19 protein-coding genes and 1 other annotated feature are annotated in these 21,403 nt (G+C 55.0%); of the genes, 8 read left to right on the top strand and 11 right to left on the bottom strand.

Going from position 1 to position 21,403, the window contains the following annotated elements; genetic code table 11:
- Positions 1-2 precede the first annotated feature (2 nt).
- The 8 genes from hemH to ABFI50_RS14305 form a co-directional block, all read right to left on the bottom strand.
- Positions 3-965: a ferrochelatase gene (gene hemH, locus ABFI50_RS14340; protein WP_014882814.1), complete on the bottom strand. Its 963-nt coding sequence runs from the start codon at positions 963-965 to the stop codon at positions 3-5.
- Between the two features lie 124 nt (positions 966-1,089).
- Entirely contained in the window at positions 1,090-1,734 is a 645-nt protein-coding gene (gene adk / locus ABFI50_RS14335) for an adenylate kinase (RefSeq protein WP_006809841.1), read from the bottom strand.
- Positions 1,735-1,929: 195 nt separating this feature from the next.
- Positions 1,930-3,804, bottom strand: a complete 1,875-nt coding sequence (gene htpG, locus ABFI50_RS14330; protein ID WP_023332254.1) for a molecular chaperone HtpG — start codon at positions 3,802-3,804, stop codon at positions 1,930-1,932.
- Positions 3,805-3,914: 110 nt separating this feature from the next.
- On the bottom strand, positions 3,915-4,520 hold the full coding sequence (gene recR / locus ABFI50_RS14325; protein ID WP_014882812.1) for a recombination mediator RecR: 606 nt from the start codon (positions 4,518-4,520) through the stop codon (positions 3,915-3,917).
- Entirely contained in the window at positions 4,520-4,852 is a 333-nt protein-coding gene (locus ABFI50_RS14320) for a YbaB/EbfC family nucleoid-associated protein (RefSeq protein WP_014882811.1), read from the bottom strand. The genes recR and ABFI50_RS14320 overlap by 1 nt, the downstream gene beginning before the upstream one ends.
- 54 nt (positions 4,853-4,906) lie before the next feature.
- Positions 4,907-6,832 (bottom strand): DNA polymerase III subunit gamma/tau, encoded by a 1,926-nt coding sequence (gene dnaX / locus ABFI50_RS14315; protein WP_248216658.1) that lies wholly within the window; start codon positions 6,830-6,832, stop codon positions 4,907-4,909.
- Positions 5,513-5,577: a sequence feature (DnaX frameshifting element), on the bottom strand. Its footprint overlaps the gene before it by 65 nt.
- An 88-nt stretch (positions 6,833-6,920) precedes the next feature.
- The gene (gene apt, locus ABFI50_RS14310) at positions 6,921-7,472 is read right to left on the bottom strand and encodes an adenine phosphoribosyltransferase (RefSeq protein ID WP_000127359.1); all 552 of its coding nucleotides are present in this window, start codon (positions 7,470-7,472) and stop codon (positions 6,921-6,923) included.
- A gap of 152 nt (positions 7,473-7,624) precedes the next feature.
- Positions 7,625-8,002: a DUF454 family protein gene (locus ABFI50_RS14305; protein ID WP_023332251.1), complete on the bottom strand. Its 378-nt coding sequence runs from the start codon at positions 8,000-8,002 to the stop codon at positions 7,625-7,627.
- 50 nt (positions 8,003-8,052) lie between these two features.
- Here ABFI50_RS14305 and priC point away from each other — a divergent pair, with 50 nt between their 5' ends.
- Both priC and rsmS read left to right on the top strand, forming a co-directional pair.
- Positions 8,053-8,580, top strand: coding sequence for a primosomal replication protein N'' (gene priC, locus ABFI50_RS14300; protein ID WP_014882808.1), 528 nt, complete (start codon positions 8,053-8,055; stop codon positions 8,578-8,580).
- Positions 8,581-8,594: 14 nt separating this feature from the next.
- On the top strand, positions 8,595-8,780 hold the full coding sequence (rsmS, locus tag ABFI50_RS14295; RefSeq protein ID WP_014882807.1) for a pleiotropic regulatory protein RsmS: 186 nt from the start codon (positions 8,595-8,597) through the stop codon (positions 8,778-8,780).
- 1 nt (position 8,781) lies between these two features.
- Here rsmS and mscK read toward each other — a convergent pair whose 3' ends face one another.
- Positions 8,782-12,129: a mechanosensitive channel MscK gene (gene mscK / locus ABFI50_RS14290; RefSeq protein ID WP_248216659.1), complete on the bottom strand. Its 3,348-nt coding sequence runs from the start codon at positions 12,127-12,129 to the stop codon at positions 8,782-8,784.
- Positions 12,130-12,241: 112 nt separating this feature from the next.
- Positions 12,242-12,895, bottom strand: coding sequence for a multidrug efflux transporter transcriptional repressor AcrR (gene acrR / locus ABFI50_RS14285; protein ID WP_014882805.1), 654 nt, complete (start codon positions 12,893-12,895; stop codon positions 12,242-12,244).
- Between the two features lie 141 nt (positions 12,896-13,036).
- Here acrR and acrA point away from each other — a divergent pair, with 141 nt between their 5' ends.
- The 6 genes from acrA (at position 13,037) to ABFI50_RS14255 (ending at position 19,878) form a co-directional block, all read left to right on the top strand.
- A complete protein-coding gene (gene acrA, locus ABFI50_RS14280; RefSeq protein ID WP_014882804.1) occupies positions 13,037-14,230 on the top strand; it encodes a multidrug efflux RND transporter periplasmic adaptor subunit AcrA in 1,194 nt (397 codons plus the stop codon).
- Positions 14,231-14,252: 22 nt separating this feature from the next.
- Positions 14,253-17,399, top strand: coding sequence for a multidrug efflux RND transporter permease subunit AcrB (gene acrB / locus ABFI50_RS14275; protein WP_014882803.1), 3,147 nt, complete (start codon positions 14,253-14,255; stop codon positions 17,397-17,399).
- A gap of 511 nt (positions 17,400-17,910) precedes the next feature.
- On the top strand, positions 17,911-18,285 hold the full coding sequence (gene tomB, locus ABFI50_RS14270; protein ID WP_008499288.1) for an Hha toxicity modulator TomB: 375 nt from the start codon (positions 17,911-17,913) through the stop codon (positions 18,283-18,285).
- A 27-nt stretch (positions 18,286-18,312) separates the two neighbouring features.
- Positions 18,313-18,531, top strand: coding sequence for an HHA domain-containing protein (locus ABFI50_RS14265; RefSeq protein WP_014882802.1), 219 nt, complete (start codon positions 18,313-18,315; stop codon positions 18,529-18,531).
- Between the two features lie 209 nt (positions 18,532-18,740).
- Positions 18,741-19,292, top strand: a complete 552-nt coding sequence (gene maa, locus ABFI50_RS14260) for a maltose O-acetyltransferase (protein ID WP_014882801.1) — start codon at positions 18,741-18,743, stop codon at positions 19,290-19,292.
- Positions 19,293-19,410: 118 nt separating this feature from the next.
- Positions 19,411-19,878 (top strand): YlaC family protein, encoded by a 468-nt coding sequence (locus ABFI50_RS14255; protein ID WP_014882800.1) that lies wholly within the window; start codon positions 19,411-19,413, stop codon positions 19,876-19,878.
- Here ABFI50_RS14255 and ABFI50_RS14250 read toward each other — a convergent pair.
- Entirely contained in the window at positions 19,850-21,310 is a 1,461-nt protein-coding gene (locus ABFI50_RS14250) for a PLP-dependent aminotransferase family protein (protein WP_248216661.1), read from the bottom strand. The two genes, ABFI50_RS14255 and ABFI50_RS14250, sit on opposite strands and share 29 nt — an antisense overlap.
- Positions 21,311-21,403 lie beyond the last annotated feature (93 nt).

The following is a 21,403-nucleotide window of genomic DNA, read 5'->3' as shown; positions in this document are numbered from 1 at the left end:
GATCAGCGGCTGTTCGTCACCAGCGAGACCATCATGTCAATATGTTCAGGCGAGTCGTTAAGCGCCGGAATGTACTCGTACTTTTCGCCGCCAGCCTCAAGGAAAAATTCCCGGTTTTGCACCGCGATCTCCTCCAGGGTTTCCAGGCAGTCCGCCGAGAAGCCTGGCGACATCACCTGAATGTGCTTAACCCCCTTCTCGCCAAGCATTTTGAGGGTTTCATCGGTGTACGGTGTCAGCCACGGCTCGCGACCGAAGCGCGACTGGAAGGTCATCATCACTTTTTCCGGCGGCAGGCCGAGGGCGGAAACCAGCTCACGGGTGGTATCGCGGCAGCGCTGCGGATAATCATCCCCTTCGTTGGCGAAACGCTGTGGGATCCCATGATAGGAGAGCAGCAGCAGATCCGGCTCGCCGTGCTTTTCAAACGATGCGCGCGCGCTGTTGGCAAGCGCCTTGATGTAGAGATCGTTATCGGCGTAATCGCGAATAAAGGTCACGCCAGGAATGCGGCGACGGGTCGCCAGAATGCGCGCCAGCTCGTCCCAGACGGCGGCCACCGTCGAGCAGGAGTATTGCGGGTAGAGCGCCAGCACGACGATATGGTCCACGCCCTGCGCCAGCAGTGATTCCACCGCGCTTTCCAGGGACGGCTTTCCGTAGCTCATGCCGAGTGCGACGGGCATATCCGGCAGGCGGGCAGCCAGCGCTTTTTCCTGACGACGACTGTAGACCATCAGCGGCGAGCCCTCCTCCATCCAGACGGACTGATAGAGTTTGGCGACGCGCGGAGAACGAATCGGCAGAATCACGCCACGCAGCAGCGGCCACCACAGCAGTCTCGGGAAATCCACAACGCGCGTGTCGCTTAAAAATTGTCGCAGGTAGCGTTTTACCGCGTCTGATGTAGGTGCTTCTGGAGTGCCCAGATTGGCAAGCAGGATGCCGGTTTTCGCCTGACTCATTCACGCCTCTTAACCATTTGATAGGTTGTCAATTGTAGCGGAAATGCGTTTAAACGAAACCCATTGCTGTAATAGGTAAGGTGAGAATATTTCTCACCCGGGGACCCGGGTGAGAGACGCGCGATTAGCCGAGGATTTTTTCCAGCTCTGCACGTACGTCAGCCACGGCTTTGGTGCCGTCGACTTTGGCGTATTTGGTGTTACCCGCCTGCGCTTCTTTGGTGTAGTAGCCGATCAGCGGCGCGGTCATCTGATGGTATTCCACCAAGCGTTTACGCACGGTCTCTTCCTGATCGTCTTTACGGGTGGTCAGCTCTTCGCCGGTCACGTCGTCTTTACCTTCAACCTTAGGCGGGTTGAATTTGATGTGGTAAACGCGGCCAGAAGCAGCGTGTACGCGACGGCCAACGATACGGTCAACGATCAGCTCGTCCGGTACGTCGAACTCGAGAACGTAGTCCACGTTGATGCCCGCTTCTTTCATGGCGTCAGCCTGAGGAATGGTGCGTGGGAAGCCGTCCAGCAGGAAACCGTTACGGCAATCTTCCTGAGCAATGCGCTCTTTGACCAGCGCAATAACCAGCTCGTCGGTTACCAGCTTGCCTGCGTCCATGATGTCTTTCGCTTGTTTACCCAGCTCGGAGCCAGATTTTACAGCGGCGCGCAGCATGTCACCGGTGGAGATTTGCGGAATACCGTATTTCTCCATGATGAACTGAGCCTGAGTTCCTTTACCCGCGCCCGGAGCGCCAAGCAGAATAATACGCATTGCGAAAATCCCCTCAAATGTCGTTTCAATTTTTCAAAAGCGCTAAACAATACCACCAGAACGGACATCGCTCAAGGAAGGCGGGAAGGCTGAAACGGTTAACGGGGGGAGATAATTTGGGTGAGTGCGGTCTGGAGCCCTCACCCCGGCCCTCTCCCACGGGGAGAGGGAGAAGACCAGGGGAGGCGTGGTCAGTTACGCCAGAAGCAGCGCATTCACACGTTTAATGAACAGGTTAGGGTCTTCCAGCGTGCCGCGCTCGGCCAGCAGGGACTGATCCAGCAGCAGCTCAACCCACTCGGCAAAGCGTGCTTCGTCCTGGGTATCCGCCGCGCGTTTCACCAGCGGATGATCCGGATTAAGCTCAAAGATATATTTCACTTCCGGCACCGCCTGGCCCGCCGCAGCGAACAGCTTCGCCATCTGAGTGCTCATTTCGTCGGCATCGGTCGTGACAATGGCCGGGGTATCGGTCAGACGGTGAGTGAAACGTACCTCTTTCACACGGTCACCCAGCAGGGTTTTCACGCGCTCAACGAACGGCTCCAGCGCCTTCTCGGCTTCTTTCGCGCTTTCATCTACCTCATCCGCCAGCTTGTCGATGGACTCATCGGCTTTTGCAACCGACTGGAACGCTTTACCGTCGAACTCGGTCAGGTAGTTCATCATCCACTCGTCGATGCGGTCAGACAGCAGCAGCACTTCGATGCCTTTCTTGCGCAACAGCTCCAGGTGCGGGCTGCTCTTCGCCGCCGCGTAGCTGTCGGCGGTGATGTAGTAGATCTTCTCCTGCCCTTCTTTCATGCGGGAGACATACTCTTCCAGCGACACGGTCTGCGCGGAGGAGTCGGTGTGCGTGGAGGCGAAGCGCAGCAGCTTAGCAATGGTTTCAACGTTTGCGGTGTCTTCTGCCGGGCCTTCCTTCAGCACCAGGCCAAACTGTTTCCAGAAGGTCTGGTATTTTTCCGCATCGTCTTTCGCCAGTTTTTCCAGCATCTGTAGCGCACGTTTGGTCAGGGCGTTGCGCAAGTTACGGGTGACGGTGCTGTCCTGCAGGATCTCGCGGGAGACGTTGAGCGGCAGATCGTTGGAATCGATCAGACCGCGCACGAAGCGCAGGTAGTTCGGCATGAACTGCTCGGCGTCGTCCATGATGAAGACGCGCTGCACGTACAGCTTCAGGCCGTGCTTGTGATCGCGGTTCCACATATCCCATGGGGCCTGCGCCGGGATGTACAGCAGGCTGGTGTACTCCTGCTTCCCTTCCACGCGGTTGTGGCTCCAGGTCAGCGGGTCGGTAAAGTCGTGGGCGATGTGCTTGTAGAACTCGTTATATTCGTCGTCTTTAATTTCAGACTTGTTGCGCGTCCACAGCGCCTGCGCCTTGTTGATTTTCTCCCAGGAAACCACGGTTTCGCCGTCTTTCTCTTCCTGTTTTTCAATCTCAACCGGCAGAGCGATGTGATCGGAATATTTGCTGATGATGGAGCGTACGCGCCAGTCGTTCAGGAAATCATCTTCCCCTTCACGCAGGTGCAGGGTGATTTCAGTCCCGCGGTCTGCTTTGGTGATGTCGTCAACGGTGTACTCACCTTCGCCTTTGGATTCCCAGAGCACGCCGTTCTCCGCGCTGTCGCCCGCCGCACGGGTACGCACGGTGACTTTGTCCGCCACGATGAACGCTGAGTAGAAGCCCACGCCGAACTGACCGATCAGCTGGCTGTCTTTCGCCTGGTCAGAGCCCATTGACTCAAGGAACGCTTTAGTGCCGGATTTGGCGATGGTGCCGAGGTGGTCGATCACCTCGTCGCGGTTCATCCCAATGCCGTTATCAGCGATGGTCAGGGTACGGTTCTCTTTATTGAAAGAGACGCGCACGCGCAGCTCGCCGTCGCCTTCGTACAGATCCGGGTTAGACAGCGCGCGGAAGCGCAGCTTGTCCGCCGCATCGGAGGCGTTGGAAATCAGCTCACGCAGGAAGATTTCTTTGTTGGAATACAGGGAATGGATCATCAGGTGCAGAAGCTGTTTTACTTCTGACTGGAAACCACGGGTTTCTTGTCCTTTCATCTAAGTCGACCTCAACAATGCCATTTAATGGGGTTGTAAAACGTTGAGTGAGAGATGGGGATAAGGGAGAGAAATTTCAAGCGGAGGCCGCGAACGCAGCCGCCGTTTGGTCAGAAAATAATCTTGTGACGCCCGGCCAGAGAGTGCGACAGCGTGGTGCCGTCCACCATCTCCAGCTCGCCGCCCACCGGCACGCCGTGGGCGATGCGGCTGGCGTCTACGCCGTACTGTGAGCACAGCTCGGCGATGTAGTTGGCGGTTGCTTCCCCTTCCACCGTTGGGTTGGTGGCGAGGATCACCTCTTTAATCGTTTCGGACTCAAGACGCTGTTCAAGGCGGTCAAGACCGATATCGTCCGGGCCGATACCGTCCAGCGGGGAGAGATGCCCCATCAGCACGAAATAGCGGCCGGAAAACTGCCCGGTTTGTTCGATGGCATAGATGTCCGCCGGACTCTCTACCACGCAAATCTGACCGTTTTCCTGACGACGTGGATTCGAGCAGATGTTACACACATCCTGCTCGGTAAAGGTGCGGCAATCCGCACAGTGACCAATTTCTGACATCGCGCGGGTCAGAGCCTGCGCCAGGCGCATCCCGCCGCTGCGATCGCGCTGCAAAAGCGTGAACGCCATGCGCTGCGCCGACTTCGGGCCAACGCCCGGCAGGCAGCGCAGAGCTTCCATTAACTGCGTGAGCAGCGGACTGGTTTGCATCAGAATGGCATCTTAAAGCCCGGCGGCAGCTGCATACCGCTGGAAACAGAGGCCATTTTCTCTTTCTGGGTTTCGTCGATACGGCGCGCAGCATCGTTAAACGCGGCAGCAACCAGATCTTCCAGCATCTCTTTGTCGTCTTCGAGCAGGCTTGGGTCGATTTCAACGCGACGGCAGTTATGCGCACCGTTGATGGTCACCTTGACCAGACCGGCACCGGATTCACCCGTGACTTCCATCTGAGCGATCTCTTCCTGCATCTTCTGCATTTTTTCCTGCATCTGCTGAGCCTGCTTCATCAGGCCACCCAGACCGCCTTTTCCACCAAACATAGGCTTCTCTCTTCTTTCACGTTTAAGGATTACAACCGTAAGTCAGACTCACGATCAAATGGGGCGAATACTCTCTTCATCCAGATCGGCGTCGAAGAACCGGCGCAGGGTCTGAATGTTGTTATCCGCAATAATCGCCTCGCGCGCCTGCGCGAGTTTCTCTTCATAAATGGCCTGGCGCCACTCAAGCGGCGTTTTCACTGCCGGATTATCATCTTCAATGATAGTCAATTCAACCGGCGCACCCTGTAATGTGGCGAGCGCCTCGGCCAGCGCCTTTTGCGCGCCTGGCGAATTCAGGTGTCGCTGACCAGGACGCAGGTGTAAACGCACCTGATTACCGTCCTGCTCTTTCCAGGCGTTCAGCGCAACCTGCTCGACCAGCTTCGGCAGCTGGAGTTTGCTGACCTCAGCGGCCCAGGCATCGCGGGCAATAGATTCTTCTGCGAGCTTCGCGGAAAGCTCCGGCGTTTTCTCATGCTCCAGCGCCTTTTTCAGCGCTTTCGGCGTAGCGACCTCTTCCTTTACCGTTTCGACAACGGTGGTCGCCTTCCAGCGGTATGCCTCTTCTTTCGCCGGGGCTTTCTGCTCGAGCGCGGACGGTGCCGGGCGCGACTGTACGCGCTCCGTTACCGAGGCCAGTCGTTCAAGCGCGGCGTTGTTCACCGGCCGCGCTCTTCCTGGCGCTGCCGGTTCACTCTTTTTTGGTTTGGTTACTCCCTGCGCACGCTGCAGCTGACTGCGAGCGGCAAGCACCGAACTGGTGGCATCCGACAGCGGCACGTTTTGCGGCGGCGGTGTCGGCTGCGGTGGCACCTGCTGAGGTGACATCACCGCCGTTGGGGCGACCGGGGCAAAAGACTGCCGCGGCGCTTCCGGCTCCGGCAGCGGCATACGCGGGTGGAACGCCAGCGCGCGCAGCAGCGTCATTTCTACGCCCATCCGGGGATCCGGCGCGTACGGCAGCTCTTTACGGCCAATCAGCAGGATTTGGTAATAAAGCTGTACATCGGCAGGTGGCACGGTGCGGGCAAGTTCACGCATCCGCTGTTCAATGGCGGCCATATCTGCGCCAATTGCCGACGGAGAAAGCTGCAGCATCGCCACGCGGTGCAGCAGGCTGAGCATCTCAACCAGCAGCGCTTCCCATTCAATCCCCCGGCCAGCAGCAGCATTGACCAGCGTCATGACGCGCTCACCGTTGGCGGCAATCATCGCTTCGATGAGTGAAAGCGCCTGATCGTCATCCAGCGTACCGAGCATGGTGCTGACTGCTTCGGTAGAGAGCTTACCGTCACCGCTGGCAATCGCCTGGTCGGTCAGGCTTAACGCATCACGCAGGCTGCCGTCCGCTGCACGCGCCAGCAGTTGCAGGGCGCGCGGCTCGTGGACGATCTTCTCTTCGTCGAGAATGTGTTCGAGCTGGGCGCGGATCTGTTCTACGTCCAGGGCCTTCAGGTGGAACTGCAGGCAGCGGGACAGAATGGTGACCGGCAGCTTTTGCGGATCGGTCGTCGCCAGCAGGAATTTCACGTGCGCGGGCGGCTCTTCCAGCGTTTTCAGCAGGGCGTTAAAGCTGTGGCGCGACAGCATGTGCACTTCATCGATCAGGTAGACCTTGAAGCGACCGCGCGCCGGGGCGTACTGCACGTTATCCAGCAGATCGCGGGTATCTTCGACTTTCGTGCGCGAGGCGGCGTCGATCTCGATCAGATCGACAAAACGCCCCTGCTCGATCTCCCGGCAGTTATCACACACGCCGCACGGCGTGGCGGTGATCCCGGTTTCGCAGTTGAGACCTTTCGCCAGCAAACGGGCAATTGAGGTCTTACCGACGCCGCGGGTGCCGGAGAAAAGATAGGCGTGATGGATGCGACCTAGCGACAAGCCGTTCGCCAGGGCCGTCAGCACATGCTCCTGACCGACAACGTCAGCAAAGGTTTGTGGTCGCCATTTACGGGCTAACACCTGATAACTCATGGGCAGGCTCTGCAACGCTGGAAGGTGAATTTATGGAGGGGAATGCTATCACAACCTCACCCATTGAGCGAGGTTGTGAAAACCGGGATTAATGACCCGGGAATGGCACCAGGCTGTAGCTGGTAATGCCCTGTTTTTCCAGGCGCTGTTCGCCGCCGAGATCGAACAGGTTAATAATGAACGCCGCGTCGGTCACTTCGCCACCCAGACGACGGATCAGCTTCACGGTCGCTTCGATGGTGCCGCCGGTCGCCAGCAGATCGTCCACCACCAGCACTTTGTCGCCAGGCTTGATCGCATCAACGTGGATTTCCAGCTGATCGGTGCCGTATTCCAGCTCGTAGCTCTCTGCGATGGTTTCACGCGGCAGTTTGCGCGGTTTACGCACCGGCACAAAACCCACGCCCATTGCCAGCGCAACCGGTGCGCCAAACAGGAAGCCACGGGCTTCGGTACCTACTACTTTGGTGATCCCGGCGTTTTTGTAACGCTCGACCAGCAGTTCAATGCTGAGCGCGTACGCTTTCGGGTCTTCCAGCAAGCTGGTGACATCACGGAAAAGAATGCCAGGTTTTGGATAGTCCTGGATGCTTTTGATGCTGTTTTTCAGATATTCAAGCTGCTGTGCAGTTGCGGTCATCGGTTTGTGCCTAAATGAAACAGTGTTACTCACGACGCGCAACGGAGTGGGTAAAGGTAACAATCGTTTAACCTTTAACCAGGCGCGCCTGTGCTCGAAAACGGTCGAATTTACTGGCTGTACGCAATAATTGCAACAGCCATTATGAGGCTTCAGTGCTTTTGTTGCTTTTCATCAACCACGGGGATCCGCCACATGAAGATAAGCAGGCAGGTCAGAATGATCAGCAGCAGGATCCGCACCCACATCATTTTCACCAACCATAATGAAATAGCAAAGGTAATGAGGATCACCGCAATCGCGCGCGGCTTCGCGCCGGGCGGCATGGCACGGTGTTTTTGCCAGTGGCGCAGGTAGCCACCAAACCATGAGCGATAAAGCAGCCAGTGGTGAAAACGCGGCGACGAGCGGGCGAAGCACCAGGCTGCCAGCAGGATAAACGGCGTGGTGGGCAGTAAGGGTAAAACCACACCCAGTGTACCCAGCACTACCGCGAGCCAGCCAATGATGATTAAAATAGTACGCTGCATAATGCGAATCGTTATCAAACTGAACGGCTACTTTACCACTGGAGAGCGTTTTGAAAACAGCCTTGCTTCTGGAGACGCTGCAAAAACAGTTGACCACCCTGCGAGCAGAGGCCACCCCTCTGCTGGGGCACGCCACGCTGAAGCCGCGCTTTGATCGGCAGCTTTTTCGTACCCGCAGTACGGTCATTCAGGATTACCTGGCTGAGGCGCAGACCCACCTTGACGAGCTTTGCCATGCGGTTGAAAGTGAACAGCAGGAACAGGTGGCGTGGCTTGCAGAGCATCTCACTGAGCAAATCACCGCCCTGCATCGCGAAATTGCCGCCTGGCCGCTACGCGCCTGGGACAGCGGCTCGCCCGGACTCGGCAAATGGCAGCGCAAGCGGCTGGAGAATCAGGAGTTTGAACGCCGACTGTTTGAGATGAAACGTGAGCGCGAAGTGCGGCTGAATAACAGCGAAACGCTGGAAGAACAACAATTATTGATGCGCGAGATTAGCGCCCTGGAAGGCCGCATTGTGCGCTGCCGTCAGGCGCTGGATGAGATTGAACGCGTCATTGAACGTTTGACCCGCTAACAGGAGCCACCCCCATGTCACTGGAAAATGCACCCGATGAGGTCAAGCTGGCCGTCGATTTAATTATGCTGCTGGAGAATCATGATATTCCCGCCGAAACGGTGCTGAAAGCGCTGGCGATTGTGCAGCGGGATTTCGAAGGAAAGGTGAAGGCCAGTAGCCCTCACCCTAACCCTCTCCCACAGGGAGAGGGAAAATAGATTAAGCCGGAGTGGGATCGTCACCTTTAATGTCGCGCTTCACTTCCGTATGCTCATCACCTTTTTCGTTACGCAGGTGAACTTCAAGCTGGTTGAAGGCGATATTAATATCGTTTTCACGGCACAGACGATCGATAGACCGGTTAAGCTCATCTACCGTGTAGCTACGGTCACGCAGTTCACGCACGTATAAACGCAGTTCATGATCCAGCGTGCTTGGCCCGAAGGTGGTGAAGAACACCGCCGGAGCCGGATCGTGCATCACTTTCGGATGTTCTGAGGCTGCCTTCAGCAGCACCTCTTTCACCTTCTCCAGATCCGATCCATAGGCTACGCCCAGGCGGATCACCACGCGCGTCACCGTATCAGAGAGCGACCAGTTGATCAGACGCTCGGTCACGAACGCCTTGTTCGGGATGATCACCTCTTTGCGATCGAAATCGGTAATCGTGGTGGCACGAATGCGGATCTTGCTGACCGTACCGGAGAACGTCCCGATGGTGACGGTATCGCCAATTCGCACCGGACGTTCGAACAGGATGATCAGACCGGAGACAAAGTTACCGAAGATCTCCTGCAGGCCAAAACCCAGACCTACCGAGAGGGCGGCCGCCAGCCACTGGAGTTTATCCCACGAGACGCCCAGCGAGCCGAATACCGTCATCGCCCCGACAATAATAATGACGTAGTTCAGGATCGTAGTGATAGCGTACGACGCCCCCTGACGCAGGTTCAGCCGCGAGAGGACCAGCACTTCCAGCAGACCCGGCAGGTTGCGAATCAGCGCCCAGGCTACCACCGACGACACCAGCGCAAACAGCAGGCTGCCCATGGTGACGCTTTTCATCACCGCGGCGCCAGCTTCGGTGCCGTTGTATTGCCAGAGGGTGATGCTGTCGAGGTAGGCGAAAACGGTAATTAAATCAGACCAGATAGCCCAGAACATCACCGCAAACAGCGCGATCATCACCAGCATAGTGATACGCAGCGTCTGCTGGTTGACCTGCTCCAGCGCGATGGTCGGTTCTTCCTGTGGCTCCGCCCCTTCGGCGCCCTCTTTCACCTGATGCTGACGACGCGCGATAGCACGACGGTAAGCAATACGGCGAGCCGCGACGCTTAACCCGCGCAGTACGGTTTGATAGAGCAGATTCCAGACGATCACCAGATAGACCGTTTCGATCCAGCGCCCGGACAGACGCAGCGTGGTATAGAAGTAGCCCGTCGCCGTGAGCACCATCAGCGCCAGCGGAATGATCGCCAGTACTGTCACGGTGGCCAGACGAATATTGTGGGACTCTTTATCACGCCAGCTATCGCGGCACATCGGCCACATGAGGATGGCAATCAGCAGCAGGTTCAGCATAATGACCAACTGACCCAGCACATCATCCATCAGATGCAGCGGAGACAGTTCAGAAACAACTGACCAGAAGTGAAGCGGCAGAAGCGCCAGGCTGACACGTACAATCTGTCGACGCCAGTGGCTGGTCAGTTGGGCAGGCATGTTGAAATGACGGACCGCAACGCCGTCTTTTTCCAGGACCTTCCAGCACAGGCCAAACACCAGCCAGAACAGCGCCAGTTTTTTGCTGAATGCCCACAGCAGATCGCTGACGTTAAGCTGCATGGTGAGCAGAATCAGGCCTACCGCCAGAATAATCAGGCACACCGGCAGGGCGCGAATAAGGTCGATCAGAATCGCTTTTGGCGTATGGAGCTGGCTGTCGTTGCGCAGTTGCCCCACTTCCGAGGCCAGCTTCGCCTGGTACTGTTTAAGCCATTTCAAACGCCAGCGAATCAGACCGGCAATCAGCAGCAGGGGTAATCCCGCCAGGAAAGCAATCATTACCGCAGGCCAGGCTTTCTCCCAGTTCACGGTGATTTTCATGCTCTTAATCTGCGTTTTCAGCTGTTCAGGGAAGGACTTCACCCAATCCCAGTCCATCGGCTTGTTGCTGTTCACCCAGAAAATTTGCTGCGTCAAAATCTCCTGCAGGCTTTTGGAAACGCTGACCAGCTGCTGCTGGTTGATCTGCAGGTTGATGGCCATCATCAGCTGGTTGCCCAGCTGTTTGTTGAGCTGATCCAATAGCTCACGGCGCATATCGACGACCTGGAGCAGCGCGTCATGCACTTCCGGGTTCACGTCGCTGGAATGACCCTCTTCAATTTTGGCGACGAAGTTATCGCTCTGGAAAAGGGCATCACGCTGCTGATTCACGTCAAATTGTTCCAGACGCAAATCCGCAATGCGGTTAGTCATGTCTTCCAGCTCGTCGGCGGACGGCAGCGTCTGCTGCTGCTGGTAGAGAATTCGCGACAGCAGGAGGCTACCTTTCAGGACCGCGATCTGTTCTTTGATGTTGCGTTCCGCCTGCAGCGCCCGATCCAGCCAGTTTTTCACTTTAATGTTTTGCTGAACCAGCAAGTTGCCGTTTTCCGTCGCCAGAATCAGACGCTGACTCAGCTGATGGTTAGCCTCAAGCTCCTGTTTCACCAGCGGGTTGGCCTGAATACGGGCTGTTTCGTCCGGCGACACCGCCTCCTGGGCCGTTTTTTCCGTCAGGGTCAGACGCTTACTGTTTACCGCTTCCTGCAGCAGCTGAAGCTGGTGTTCCAGACGATTAATATTCGCCGTGACGTAATCACGCTGTTTCTGGAGCGTGTCCTGCAGCACCGTATTCCCTTCCAGGCTTTTACGCTGCTGTTCAATTTGCGCATTGAGTAATGACTGCTGAACCAGCAGCAGGGTTTGCTGCGTTGGGCGAAGCGTCCCTTCCCCCACCGTCGTACCGTTCAGGCGGTTGCGGATCTGCTGCAGCTGCTGAGACGCGGTATACATCGCATTTTGCACGCGCTCGGGCTGGGTTTGCAGAGAGACGAGCTGACTGTTGTAGGTCGCGAGGTCGGACTGCGCGGTTTGCAGATCGTCGAGCAGTTGGGCAACGCGCGACTCCAGCTGACGTAAAGAAAGCGTGGCGAGCGTCTTACGCGTTTCGTCGTCGTTATCGACGTCACTCAGCGCATTCAGCGCTTCCGTGGCCTTGCGCATGTTCTCAGGCGCCTGCGCCACCTTCTGACGAAGCTGGGTGGTTTCTGCTTTAACGCGCTCAATTTTATCAATGTTTTCCAGCGTCTCTGTCAGATCCTGCTGGGTGAGTTTCTCCTGCGGAGAGAGCTCTTTTTGTTTGTTCAGGGTGTCGAGTTGCGACTGAACATCACTGCGTGAGGGGATATCCGTACTGTTATCTGCGCGGGCCCACGAAAGCGGTCCGGTGGAGAAGAAAAACAGCATAGCAAAGAGCAATGCAAAAACAGGATGTTGCGAGCGATTGATGGGCAGCATAGTTGTGAATGATGTCAGCAGATGACCGATAATAGTCCGGCGTGAAGAATATCACGCTCGTCTGAAGCAGAATAGCGTGAACGTTATCCTCTAAGATAAATCCTGGAATGGCTCAGGCGGGTAACGAAGGGGCATCGCTGCGCAGCGTCGGGCAGAACTGACACATTTCCAGTAAAATCGCGACGTAGCTGCGTGCTTCCTGCTTGAGGTCAAAGGAGTCCGGCGCAAAAAGCCAGTTTTCCATCAGGCCCGAAATATAGCTGCGCATCAGGATAGCCGCCCGACGAGTCAGTAAATTAGCCGGTAACAGCTTCGCCTGCATACACTGGGTGAGCGTTTGTTCAATGCGGTCATAACTCTCCAGGCACAAACTACGCTGCGCCTGCTGCACCACCGCCATCTCGCCCACGAACTCGCATTTATGAAAAATTATTTCCATCATTAATCTGCGACGTTCTTCAACTACCGTAGCTTCAAGGATATATACTAATATCTCTCTTAATACTGAGAGTGGATCGTCAGGGAATTTTGCCCGATACTCACTCTCAAGATCGCTAATGCTGGACTCTGAAAGCTCCCAGATTTCACTGAACAGATCTGACTTATCTTTAAAATGCCAGTAAATCGCACCCCGAGTCACGCCAGCAGCCTGAGCAATTTGTGCCAACGAGGTTGATGAAACACCCTGCTGAGAGAACAAACGTATTGCCACATCAAGGATATGTTGTCGGGTTTCCAGCGCTTGTTGTTTAGTTTTTCGTGCCATAGGTGAGTGAATTTACAGGAGTCAGATTTACATACATTTGTGAATGTATGTACCATAGCATGACGATAATATAAACGCAGCAATGGGTTTTTGGACTCAGGACCATTGATCAATTTGAAATCGGACACTCGAGGTTTACATATGAACAAAAACAGAGGGTTAACGCCTCTGGCGGTCGTTCTGATGCTCTCAGGCAGCTTAGCGCTAACAGGATGTGACGACAAACCAGCTCAACAAGGAGCTCAGCAGGCGCCAGAAGTCGGCGTAGTGACACTCAAATCTGAACCTCTGCAGATCACCACCGAATTACCTGGCCGTACCAATGCCTATCGCATTGCGGAAGTTCGCCCTCAGGTGAGTGGCATTATCCTGAAACGTAACTTTACCGAAGGCGGTGATGTGAAAGCCGGTGAGTCTCTGTATCAGATTGATCCCGCGACCTATCAGGCCTCTTATGAAAGCGCCAAAGGCGACCTGGCAAAAGCGCAAGCCGCCGCCAAAATCGCCCAGCTGACGCTGAACCGTTATCAAAAACTGCTCGGTACGAAGTACATCAGTCAACAGGATTATGATACCGCTCTGGCCGATGCCCAGCAGGCTAACGCCGCCGTGGTAGCCGCCAAAGCGGCCGTCGAAACCGCACGTATTAATCTGGCCTATACCAAAGTGACCTCCCCTATCAGCGGTCGTATTGGTAAATCTTCCGTCACGGAAGGGGCGCTGGTACAGAACGGACAAACCACTGCGCTGGCTACCGTGCAGCAGCTTGATCCGATCTACGTTGACGTGACCCAGTCCAGCAATGATTTCCTGCGCCTGAAACAGGAGCTGGCTAACGGCACCCTGAAACAGGAAAACGGCAAAGCCAAAGTGGAGCTGGTGACTAACGACGGTATCAAGTTCCCGCAGGAAGGGACTCTGGAGTTCTCCGATGTGACGGTCGACCAGACTACCGGTTCCATCACCTTACGGGCGATTTTCCCGAACCCTGATAAAAATCTGCTGCCAGGTATGTTCGTTCGCGCGCGTCTGGAAGAAGGCACCAATCCAACCGCACTTCTGGTTCCACAGCAGGGTGTGACCCGTACGCCACGTGGCGATGCGAGCGCGCTGGTTGTCGGGGCGGATGACAAAGTCGAAATGCGCAACATTACCGCCACTCAGGCGATTGGCGATAAATGGCTGGTGACGGAAGGTCTGAAAGATGGCGATCGCGTGATTGTTACTGGTTTGCAAAAAGTTCGTCCTGGTGCGCAGGTCAAAGCACAGGAAGTGAAATCTGACGATAAACAATCTGCTTCGGCCGCTGACCAGTCAGAACAAACCAAGTCTTAACTTAAACAGGAGCCGTTAAGACATGCCTAATTTCTTTATCGATCGCCCCATATTTGCGTGGGTGATCGCCATTATCATCATGTTGGCCGGGGGACTTGCGATCCTGAAGCTGCCTGTCGCGCAATATCCAACGATTGCGCCACCGGCGGTGACAATTTCCGCAACCTACCCGGGCGCTGATGCGAAAACGGTGCAGGACACCGTCACCCAGGTTATCGAACAGAACATGAACGGTATCGATAACCTGATGTACATGTCCTCAAACAGTGACTCAACCGGTACAGTACAGATCACCCTGACCTTCGAGTCAGGTACCGATGCTGACATCGCGCAGGTTCAGGTGCAGAACAAACTGCAGCTGGCAATGCCGTTGCTGCCGCAGGAAGTACAACAGCAGGGCGTGAGCGTCGAGAAATCGTCCAGTAGCTTCCTGATGGTTGTTGGCGTTATCAACACCAACGGCACCATGACGCAGGAGGATATTTCCGACTACGTGGGCGCCAACATGAAGGATGCCATCAGCCGTACTTCCGGTGTGGGTGACGTTCAGCTGTTCGGTTCTCAGTACGCGATGCGTATCTGGATGGATCCGAACAAACTGAACAACTTCCAGCTGACGCCGGTTGACGTGATTAACGCGATTAAAGCGCAGAACGCCCAGGTGGCAGCCGGTCAGTTAGGCGGTACACCACCTGTGAAAGGCCAGCAGCTTAACGCGTCCATTATCGCGCAAACCCGTCTGACCTCCGCCGATGAGTTCAGCAAAATCCTGCTGAAAGTGAATCAGGACGGTTCGCAGGTTCGCCTGCGCGACGTAGCGAAAGTGGAGCTGGGTGGCGAAAACTACGACATCATTGCGAAGTTTAACGGTAAACCGGCTTCCGGTCTGGGTATTAAACTGGCGACCGGCGCTAACGCCCTGGACACCGCCACGGCGATCCGCGCAGAGCTGAAGAAGATGGAACCGTTCTTCCCGTCAGGTCTGAAAATCGTCTACCCGTACGACACGACGCCGTTCGTAAAAATTTCGATTCATGAAGTGGTTAAAACGCTGGTAGAAGCGATTATCCTGGTCTTCCTGGTGATGTATCTGTTCCTGCAAAACTTCCGCGCGACGCTGATCCCAACCATCGCCGTGCCGGTCGTTCTGCTGGGGACCTTTGCCATCCTTGCGGCCTTTGGATTCTCGATAAATACCCTGACGATGTTCGGGATGGTGCTTGCCATCGGCCTGTTGGTGGATGACGCCATCGTGGTGGTAGAGAACGTCGAGCGTGTCATGGCGGAAGAGGGTTTACCGCCGAAGGAAGCAACCCGTAAATCCATGGGCCAGATCCAGGGCGCGCTGGTCGGTATCGCGATGGTACTGTCGGCGGTATTTATCCCGATGGCCTTCTTCGGCGGCTCTACCGGTGCGATTTACCGTCAGTTCTCGATTACCATCGTTTCCGCGATGGCGCTGTCGGTGCTGGTCGCATTGATCCTGACGCCTGCGCTGTGTGCCACCATGCTGAAGCCCATTCAGAAAGGCGGTCATGGCGAGCATAAAGGGTTCTTCGGCTGGTTTAACCGCATGTTTGACAAGAGCACGCACCACTACACCGACAGCGTGGGCAACATCCTGCGTAGCACCGGTCGTTATCTGCTGCTCTATATCATCATTGTCGTCGGCATGGCCTATCTGTTCGTTCGTCTGCCAAGCTCGTTCCTGCCTGATGAAGACCAGGGCGTGTTCCTGACGATGGCGCAGCTTCCGGCGGGTGCATCGCAGGAGCGTACCCAGAAAGTGCTGGATGAAGTGACGGACTACTACCTTACTAAAGAGAAAGCGAACGTTGAGTCCGTGTTTGCGGTTAACGGCTTTGGCTTTGCGGGTCGTGGTCAGAACACCGGTATCGCCTTCGTCTCTCTGAAAGACTGGGCGGATCGTCCGGGCGAAGAGAACAAAGTTGAGGCCATCACTGGCCGTGCAATGGGGACCTTCTCGCAGATTAAGGATGCGATGGTCTTCGCCTTTAACCTGCCAGCGATTGTTGAACTGGGTACCGCGACCGGTTTCGACTTCCAGCTGATCGACCAGGGCGGCCTGGGTCACGAAAAACTGACGCAGGCACGTAACCAACTGTTCGGCGAGGTGGCGAAACACCCTGACCTGTTGGTTGGCGTGCGTCCAAACGGTCTGGAAGATACGCCGCAGTACAAGATCGATATCGACCAGGAGAAAGCACAGGCGCTGGGCGTGTCCATCAGCGACATCAATACCACACTGGGCGCGGCCTGGGGCGGTAGCTACGTGAACGACTTCATCGACCGTGGTCGTGTGAAGAAAGTGTACGTGATGTCAGAGGCGCAGTACCGTATGTTGCCGAACGATATTAACAACTGGTACGTTCGCGGCAGCAATGGTCAGATGGTTCCGTTCGCGGCGTTCTCAACGTCACGCTGGGAATATGGTTCACCACGTCTGGAACGTTACAACGGTCTGCCATCAATGGAGATCCTGGGTCAGGCCGCACCAGGCCGAAGCACCGGTGAAGCCATGAACCTGATGGAAGAGCTGGCGAGCAAGTTGCCATCTGGCATCGGCTATGACTGGACCGGTATGTCCTATCAGGAACGTCTGTCCGGTAACCAGGCCCCTGCCCTGTATGCCATTTCTTTGATTGTGGTATTCCTGTGTCTGGCGGCACTGTATGAGAGCTGGTCGATTCCGTTCTCCGTTATGCTGGTGGTTCCACTCGGGGTTATCGGTGCACTGCTGGCGGCGACGTTCCGTGGATTGACCAACGACGTGTACTTCCAGGTAGGCCTGCTGACAACCATTGGCTTGTCGGCGAAGAACGCGATACTTATCGTTGAATTCGCCAAAGACCTGATGGAGAAAGAAGGTAAAGGGCTTATCGAGGCGACGCTTGAAGCGGTACGTATGCGTCTGCGTCCTATTCTGATGACGTCACTGGCGTTTATCCTCGGCGTACTGCCGCTGGTTATCAGCTCTGGCGCGGGCTCCGGTGCGCAGAACGCGGTCGGTACTGGCGTGATGGGCGGTATGATCACCGCGACCGTGCTGGCTATCTTCTTCGTTCCGGTGTTCTTCGTGGTGGTTCGCCGCCGCTTCAGCCGCAAAAATGAAGATGTTGAGCACAGTCATTCGGTAGAACCGCACTGATACCGGTTTCACATCATAAAAAGGCCGCATTAGCGGCCTTTTTCATTTTAAGAAAAAATCATAAAATACGCTTATTGTGGTTTTATTTATTTTCTGCCAGCGTAACAGGACATATCATAAATAACGCATAACGTAATCCGAGAATACAGGATTTTTTTAAATTCATTTCTTCGGTCAGAGGGTTAGGAATATTCCTAATTAAAAGTTCGGAAAAACAGAACTCCGGATTTGAACTTTTTCTTCAGGCGCAAACCTAAGCTAATGAAACGTAAGGAAGCTAACAAAACAAGCGTTAATCTGGATAAAAATGTTCCGTTCCGGATGAACATTTGCGTAGAGTCTCGCAGCCTGCGGTTTTATTTGTAATTTTTCGTAATAGCGCGGTGAAATCCAGACAGGAGTGGCTTATAGTTAGGTTATCAGGAACACAGCACTCATGTAGCTAAGTCAGTTGTATCCATCCCGACAATGATGTTCGGTGAGTAATAAATCACTCAGAAGGGGATGCGCTATGGACGAGTACTCGCCAAAACGGCATGATATCGCGCAGTTGAAATTTCTCTGCGAATCCTTGTACCATGACTGCCTTGCCAATCTTGATGAAAGTAACCATGGCTGGGTAAACGATCCAACGTCTGCCATCAATTTACAGTTGAACGAGCTTATCGAGCATATCGCTACCTTCGCACTTAATTATAAAATTAAGTACAATGAAGATAATAAGCTCATTGAGCAAATTGATGAATACCTGGACGACACCTTTATGTTGTTCAGTAGTTACGGCATTAACGCTCAGGATTTGCAAAAATGGCGCAAATCGGGAAACCGACTATTCCGCTGTTTCGTCAACGTGAGCAGAGCTAACCCCGTTAGCCTTTCCTGTTAAAATTATTACAATTACTAAGGTGAATTTATGTCTGAAAAACCACTCACAAAGGTCGATTATTTGATGCGCTTACGTCGTTGTCAGTCAATTGACACCCTCGAACGTGTCATTGAAAAGAATAAATACGAGCTTTCTGATAATGAACTGGCGGTATTTTATTCAGCTGCTGACCATCGCCTCGCTGAGCTAACGATGAATAAGTTATATGACAAAATCCCCACATCCGTGTGGAAATTTGTTCGTTGATCTTTGAAGTGTGTCTGTAGAGTTTCTACGCCACGTTCTAGGCTGTATTTACCTGTCCCGTTATGCTCCCTGTGCGAAAGCCAGGTCTCCGTGTTAAACGCGCTCATCAGCAACAATGTTGTGACTCTGCTCACATCGGCTTTTCGGGAACGTTCCCCTTCTGGCCAGTTGCGATTACCCTTCAGGAATCACATCCAGAGAGGTTTACGATGAGCATTGAAAAACAGAAGATGATTTCAGGTGAACATTACCGCCCGGGTGATGAGACACTACGCGCCGACAGACTGCGGGCACGCCATCTCATCCATCGCTATAACCACACTGCGCCTGATGAAAAAACAGAACGCCAGACCATTCTGGCGGAACTGCTGGGGCAAAGTGAAGGGGCTTATATTGAGCCGAGTTTCCGCTGCGACTATGGATATAACATTTATCTGGGCAAAAACTTTTACGCGAACTTCGATTGCGTGATGCTGGATGTGTGTCCTGTTCATATTGGCGATAACTGTATGCTCGCGCCGGGTGTTCATATTTATACAGCAACCCATCCCCTGGATGCGGAGGAACGTAATAGCGGCGTCGAGTTTGGTAAGCCCGTCACTATTGGCAATAATGTCTGGATTGGCGGACGGGCGGTCATTAACCCAGGCGTTACCCTGGGTGACAACGTGGTCGTCGCTTCCGGTGCCGTCGTGACGAAAGACGTCCCGTCTAATGTCGTCGTTGGGGGTAACCCGGCGAAGATCATCAAAACGCTGTAAGATCCCGGGGGAGTCAACTGTTATGGTCTTTTAGCGCCTGACTGTTACTTTTTTCAGCGGGATGGCTCCCCTAAAATTGGCAGACACCCTGTATTGTCTACACGCATAAAGGCAAAAAATGACCGAGATACAGCGCCTGCTTACCGCCACCATCGACGATCTTAACCTCCGCGAAAAGCGCGATAATCGCCCGCGCTTTAGCATCAGCTTTATCCGCAAACATCCCGGACTGTTTGTCGCAATGTATGCCGCCTGGCTGGCAACGCTTATTGTGATGCTGAAGTCCGAGACGCTGGTGGACTCCGTCTGGCTACTGGTTGTGTTATTTGTCGTCTTTAACGCTTTTTTCTTTTTCGACGTGAATCCCCGCTACCGTTACGAAGATATCGACGTGCTCGATTTCCGGGTCTGCTACAACGGTGAATGGTACAACACGCGTTTCGTGCCTGCGGAGCTTATCGAGAGCATCATGCACTCTCCGGCCGTTGAAACCGTGCAAAAAGAGAAGCTGCAAAAAATGGTTTCCACCAAAGGTCAGCTCTCTTTCTATGATGTCTTTACTCTTTCCCGCCCTGCTGCTGCGTAATTAACGCCTGCAGGCGTCGGATACCCGGCACAAACTGCGAAGCAGAGGTATTGCCATAACCTAAAACCAGACCGGTTTGCCCTTGCTTCGCCTCCAGGTAGTACCCGCTCAGCGCAGCGGGTGCCAGCTGAAATGCCCTCGACTTCTCCACCAGCCTCTGGTCATCAATACCGTTAATCGTCACCGTCAGGTGCATCCCGCCCTCTCCGGCAAGAATACGGTGAGGGGTGTGAAGCGCTGTGCTCAGCGCCTCGCGCAGCTGGCGGTAACGTTTACGATAAAGCCGCCGCATGGCAGCAAGATGACGGGCATAGTGACCTTCTTCAATGAACAGCGCGAGGGTGCGCTGCTCCGCACGATGCCCGCCGCGCAGCAGCGAGCCAATGGCAGCGCGCGACGCCTTCGCCAGTGCGGGCGGCAACACCATAAACCCCATTCTGAGTGACGGAAACAACGTTTTGCTGAAGGTTCCGAGATACACAACAGGGGCGTTATTCACCATTCCCAGCATGGCCGGTACGGGCTCACCGGCATAACGGAACTCGCTGTCGTAATCATCTTCAATGATCCATGCGTTGTGCTGTCGGGCCAGCTCCAGCAACGCCAGCCGCCGCCGAGCGCTGAGCACGCTTCCGTAAGGGAACTGATGCGAGGGCGAAGTGAAAATCAGCGTGGGGGAAGGCGCATTTAGCCCTTCCCAGCACATTCCCTCATCATCCACCGGCATTCCCGTCATTGTCAGGCCGGTTTTGACAAAGGCACTTTTGGCCCCGGCGTAGCCGGGGTTTTCCACCCAGGCAACATCGCCAGGTTCGCTCAACAGTATCGTGCACAGATTAACCCCTTCAAGCGCCCCTTCGGTTATCACTATCTGGCTGGCGTCGCAGTCAATGCCCCGGGAAAGCGCGAGGTGGCGAGCAATCGCCGCACGAAGCGACGGCTCTCCGGCCGGATCGCCATACCCAAGCAGAGCGTTCCCCTCCTCGCGCAAGACGCGATCGTACAATCGCCGCCACAGCGGCAACGGGAAATAGTTGATGGCGGGCGTTCCCGGCGTAAATGCCATGACCGGAGTATCACGCTGCACCGGCGCAGGCAGATGAGTGACCCGTTTTGCCAGCACAACCTCAGGCGCCGGCAATGCCCGGACGCGTGCGCGATGCGCAAATTGAGCAACCTTTGTCCCCTGCCGGTTACGCAGCAAATAGCCTTCAAGCGTAAGCTGGTCCAGCGCCGCGTTAACGGTGTTCCGGGAAACCGCAAGCTGCTGCGCCAGCGTTCGCGAGCCGGATAGCTGGCTACCGGACTGAAGTTTCCCGCTGAGGATGGCCTCTCGCAAAGCCAGATAGAGCGCCCGCTGGAGTGTCTCGTCCCCACGCTTTTTCAGTGCAGCATGGAGCAAAGTATAAAACTCATCACCCGGTATATTCATCTCATCTCCTTGTGGTACCAACAAAACATAGCCGAGTGGTGCTTTTTAAGGAACCAGCAATTCACTAGTCTGAAGCTCTTTTCAACGTCACGG

The organism is Enterobacter sp. HNDS-6 (genome assembly GCF_039850505.1).
Lineage (GTDB): Bacteria > Pseudomonadota > Gammaproteobacteria > Enterobacterales > Enterobacteriaceae > Enterobacter > Enterobacter kobei.
The sequence above is the reverse complement of the archived record's forward strand: the minus strand, read 5'-3'. Positions and strand labels throughout refer to the sequence as shown.

What these genes read in the sequence shown, in the direction of transcription:
- ABFI50_RS14305 (WP_023332251.1), bottom strand. Translation starts at nt 8,002, where the DNA reads ATGCAGCGTACTATTTTAATCATCATTGGCTGGCTCGCGGTAGTGCTG.
- ABFI50_RS14265 (WP_014882802.1), top strand. Translation starts at nt 18,313, where the DNA reads ATGTCTGAAAAACCACTCACAAAGGTCGATTATTTGATGCGCTTACGT.
- adk (WP_006809841.1), bottom strand. Translation starts at nt 1,734, where the DNA reads ATGCGTATTATTCTGCTTGGCGCTCCGGGCGCGGGTAAAGGAACTCAG.
- hemH (WP_014882814.1), bottom strand. Translation starts at nt 965, where the DNA reads ATGAGTCAGGCGAAAACCGGCATCCTGCTTGCCAATCTGGGCACTCCA.
- apt (WP_000127359.1), bottom strand. Translation starts at nt 7,472, where the DNA reads ATGACCGCAACTGCACAGCAGCTTGAATATCTGAAAAACAGCATCAAA.
- tomB (WP_008499288.1), top strand. Translation starts at nt 17,911, where the DNA reads ATGGACGAGTACTCGCCAAAACGGCATGATATCGCGCAGTTGAAATTT.
- htpG (WP_023332254.1), bottom strand. Translation starts at nt 3,804, where the DNA reads ATGAAAGGACAAGAAACCCGTGGTTTCCAGTCAGAAGTAAAACAGCTT.
- acrA (WP_014882804.1), top strand. Translation starts at nt 13,037, where the DNA reads ATGAACAAAAACAGAGGGTTAACGCCTCTGGCGGTCGTTCTGATGCTC.
- ABFI50_RS14320 (WP_014882811.1), bottom strand. Translation starts at nt 4,852, where the DNA reads ATGTTTGGTGGAAAAGGCGGTCTGGGTGGCCTGATGAAGCAGGCTCAG.
- acrB (WP_014882803.1), top strand. Translation starts at nt 14,253, where the DNA reads ATGCCTAATTTCTTTATCGATCGCCCCATATTTGCGTGGGTGATCGCC.
- acrR (WP_014882805.1), bottom strand. Translation starts at nt 12,895, where the DNA reads ATGGCACGAAAAACTAAACAACAAGCGCTGGAAACCCGACAACATATC.
- rsmS (WP_014882807.1), top strand. Translation starts at nt 8,595, where the DNA reads ATGTCACTGGAAAATGCACCCGATGAGGTCAAGCTGGCCGTCGATTTA.
- ABFI50_RS14250 (WP_248216661.1), bottom strand. Translation starts at nt 21,310, where the DNA reads ATGAATATACCGGGTGATGAGTTTTATACTTTGCTCCATGCTGCACTG.
- mscK (WP_248216659.1), bottom strand. Translation starts at nt 12,129, where the DNA reads ATGCTGCCCATCAATCGCTCGCAACATCCTGTTTTTGCATTGCTCTTT.
- dnaX (WP_248216658.1), bottom strand. Translation starts at nt 6,832, where the DNA reads ATGAGTTATCAGGTGTTAGCCCGTAAATGGCGACCACAAACCTTTGCT.
- maa (WP_014882801.1), top strand. Translation starts at nt 18,741, where the DNA reads ATGAGCATTGAAAAACAGAAGATGATTTCAGGTGAACATTACCGCCCG.
- ABFI50_RS14255 (WP_014882800.1), top strand. Translation starts at nt 19,411, where the DNA reads ATGACCGAGATACAGCGCCTGCTTACCGCCACCATCGACGATCTTAAC.
- recR (WP_014882812.1), bottom strand. Translation starts at nt 4,520, where the DNA reads ATGCAAACCAGTCCGCTGCTCACGCAGTTAATGGAAGCTCTGCGCTGC.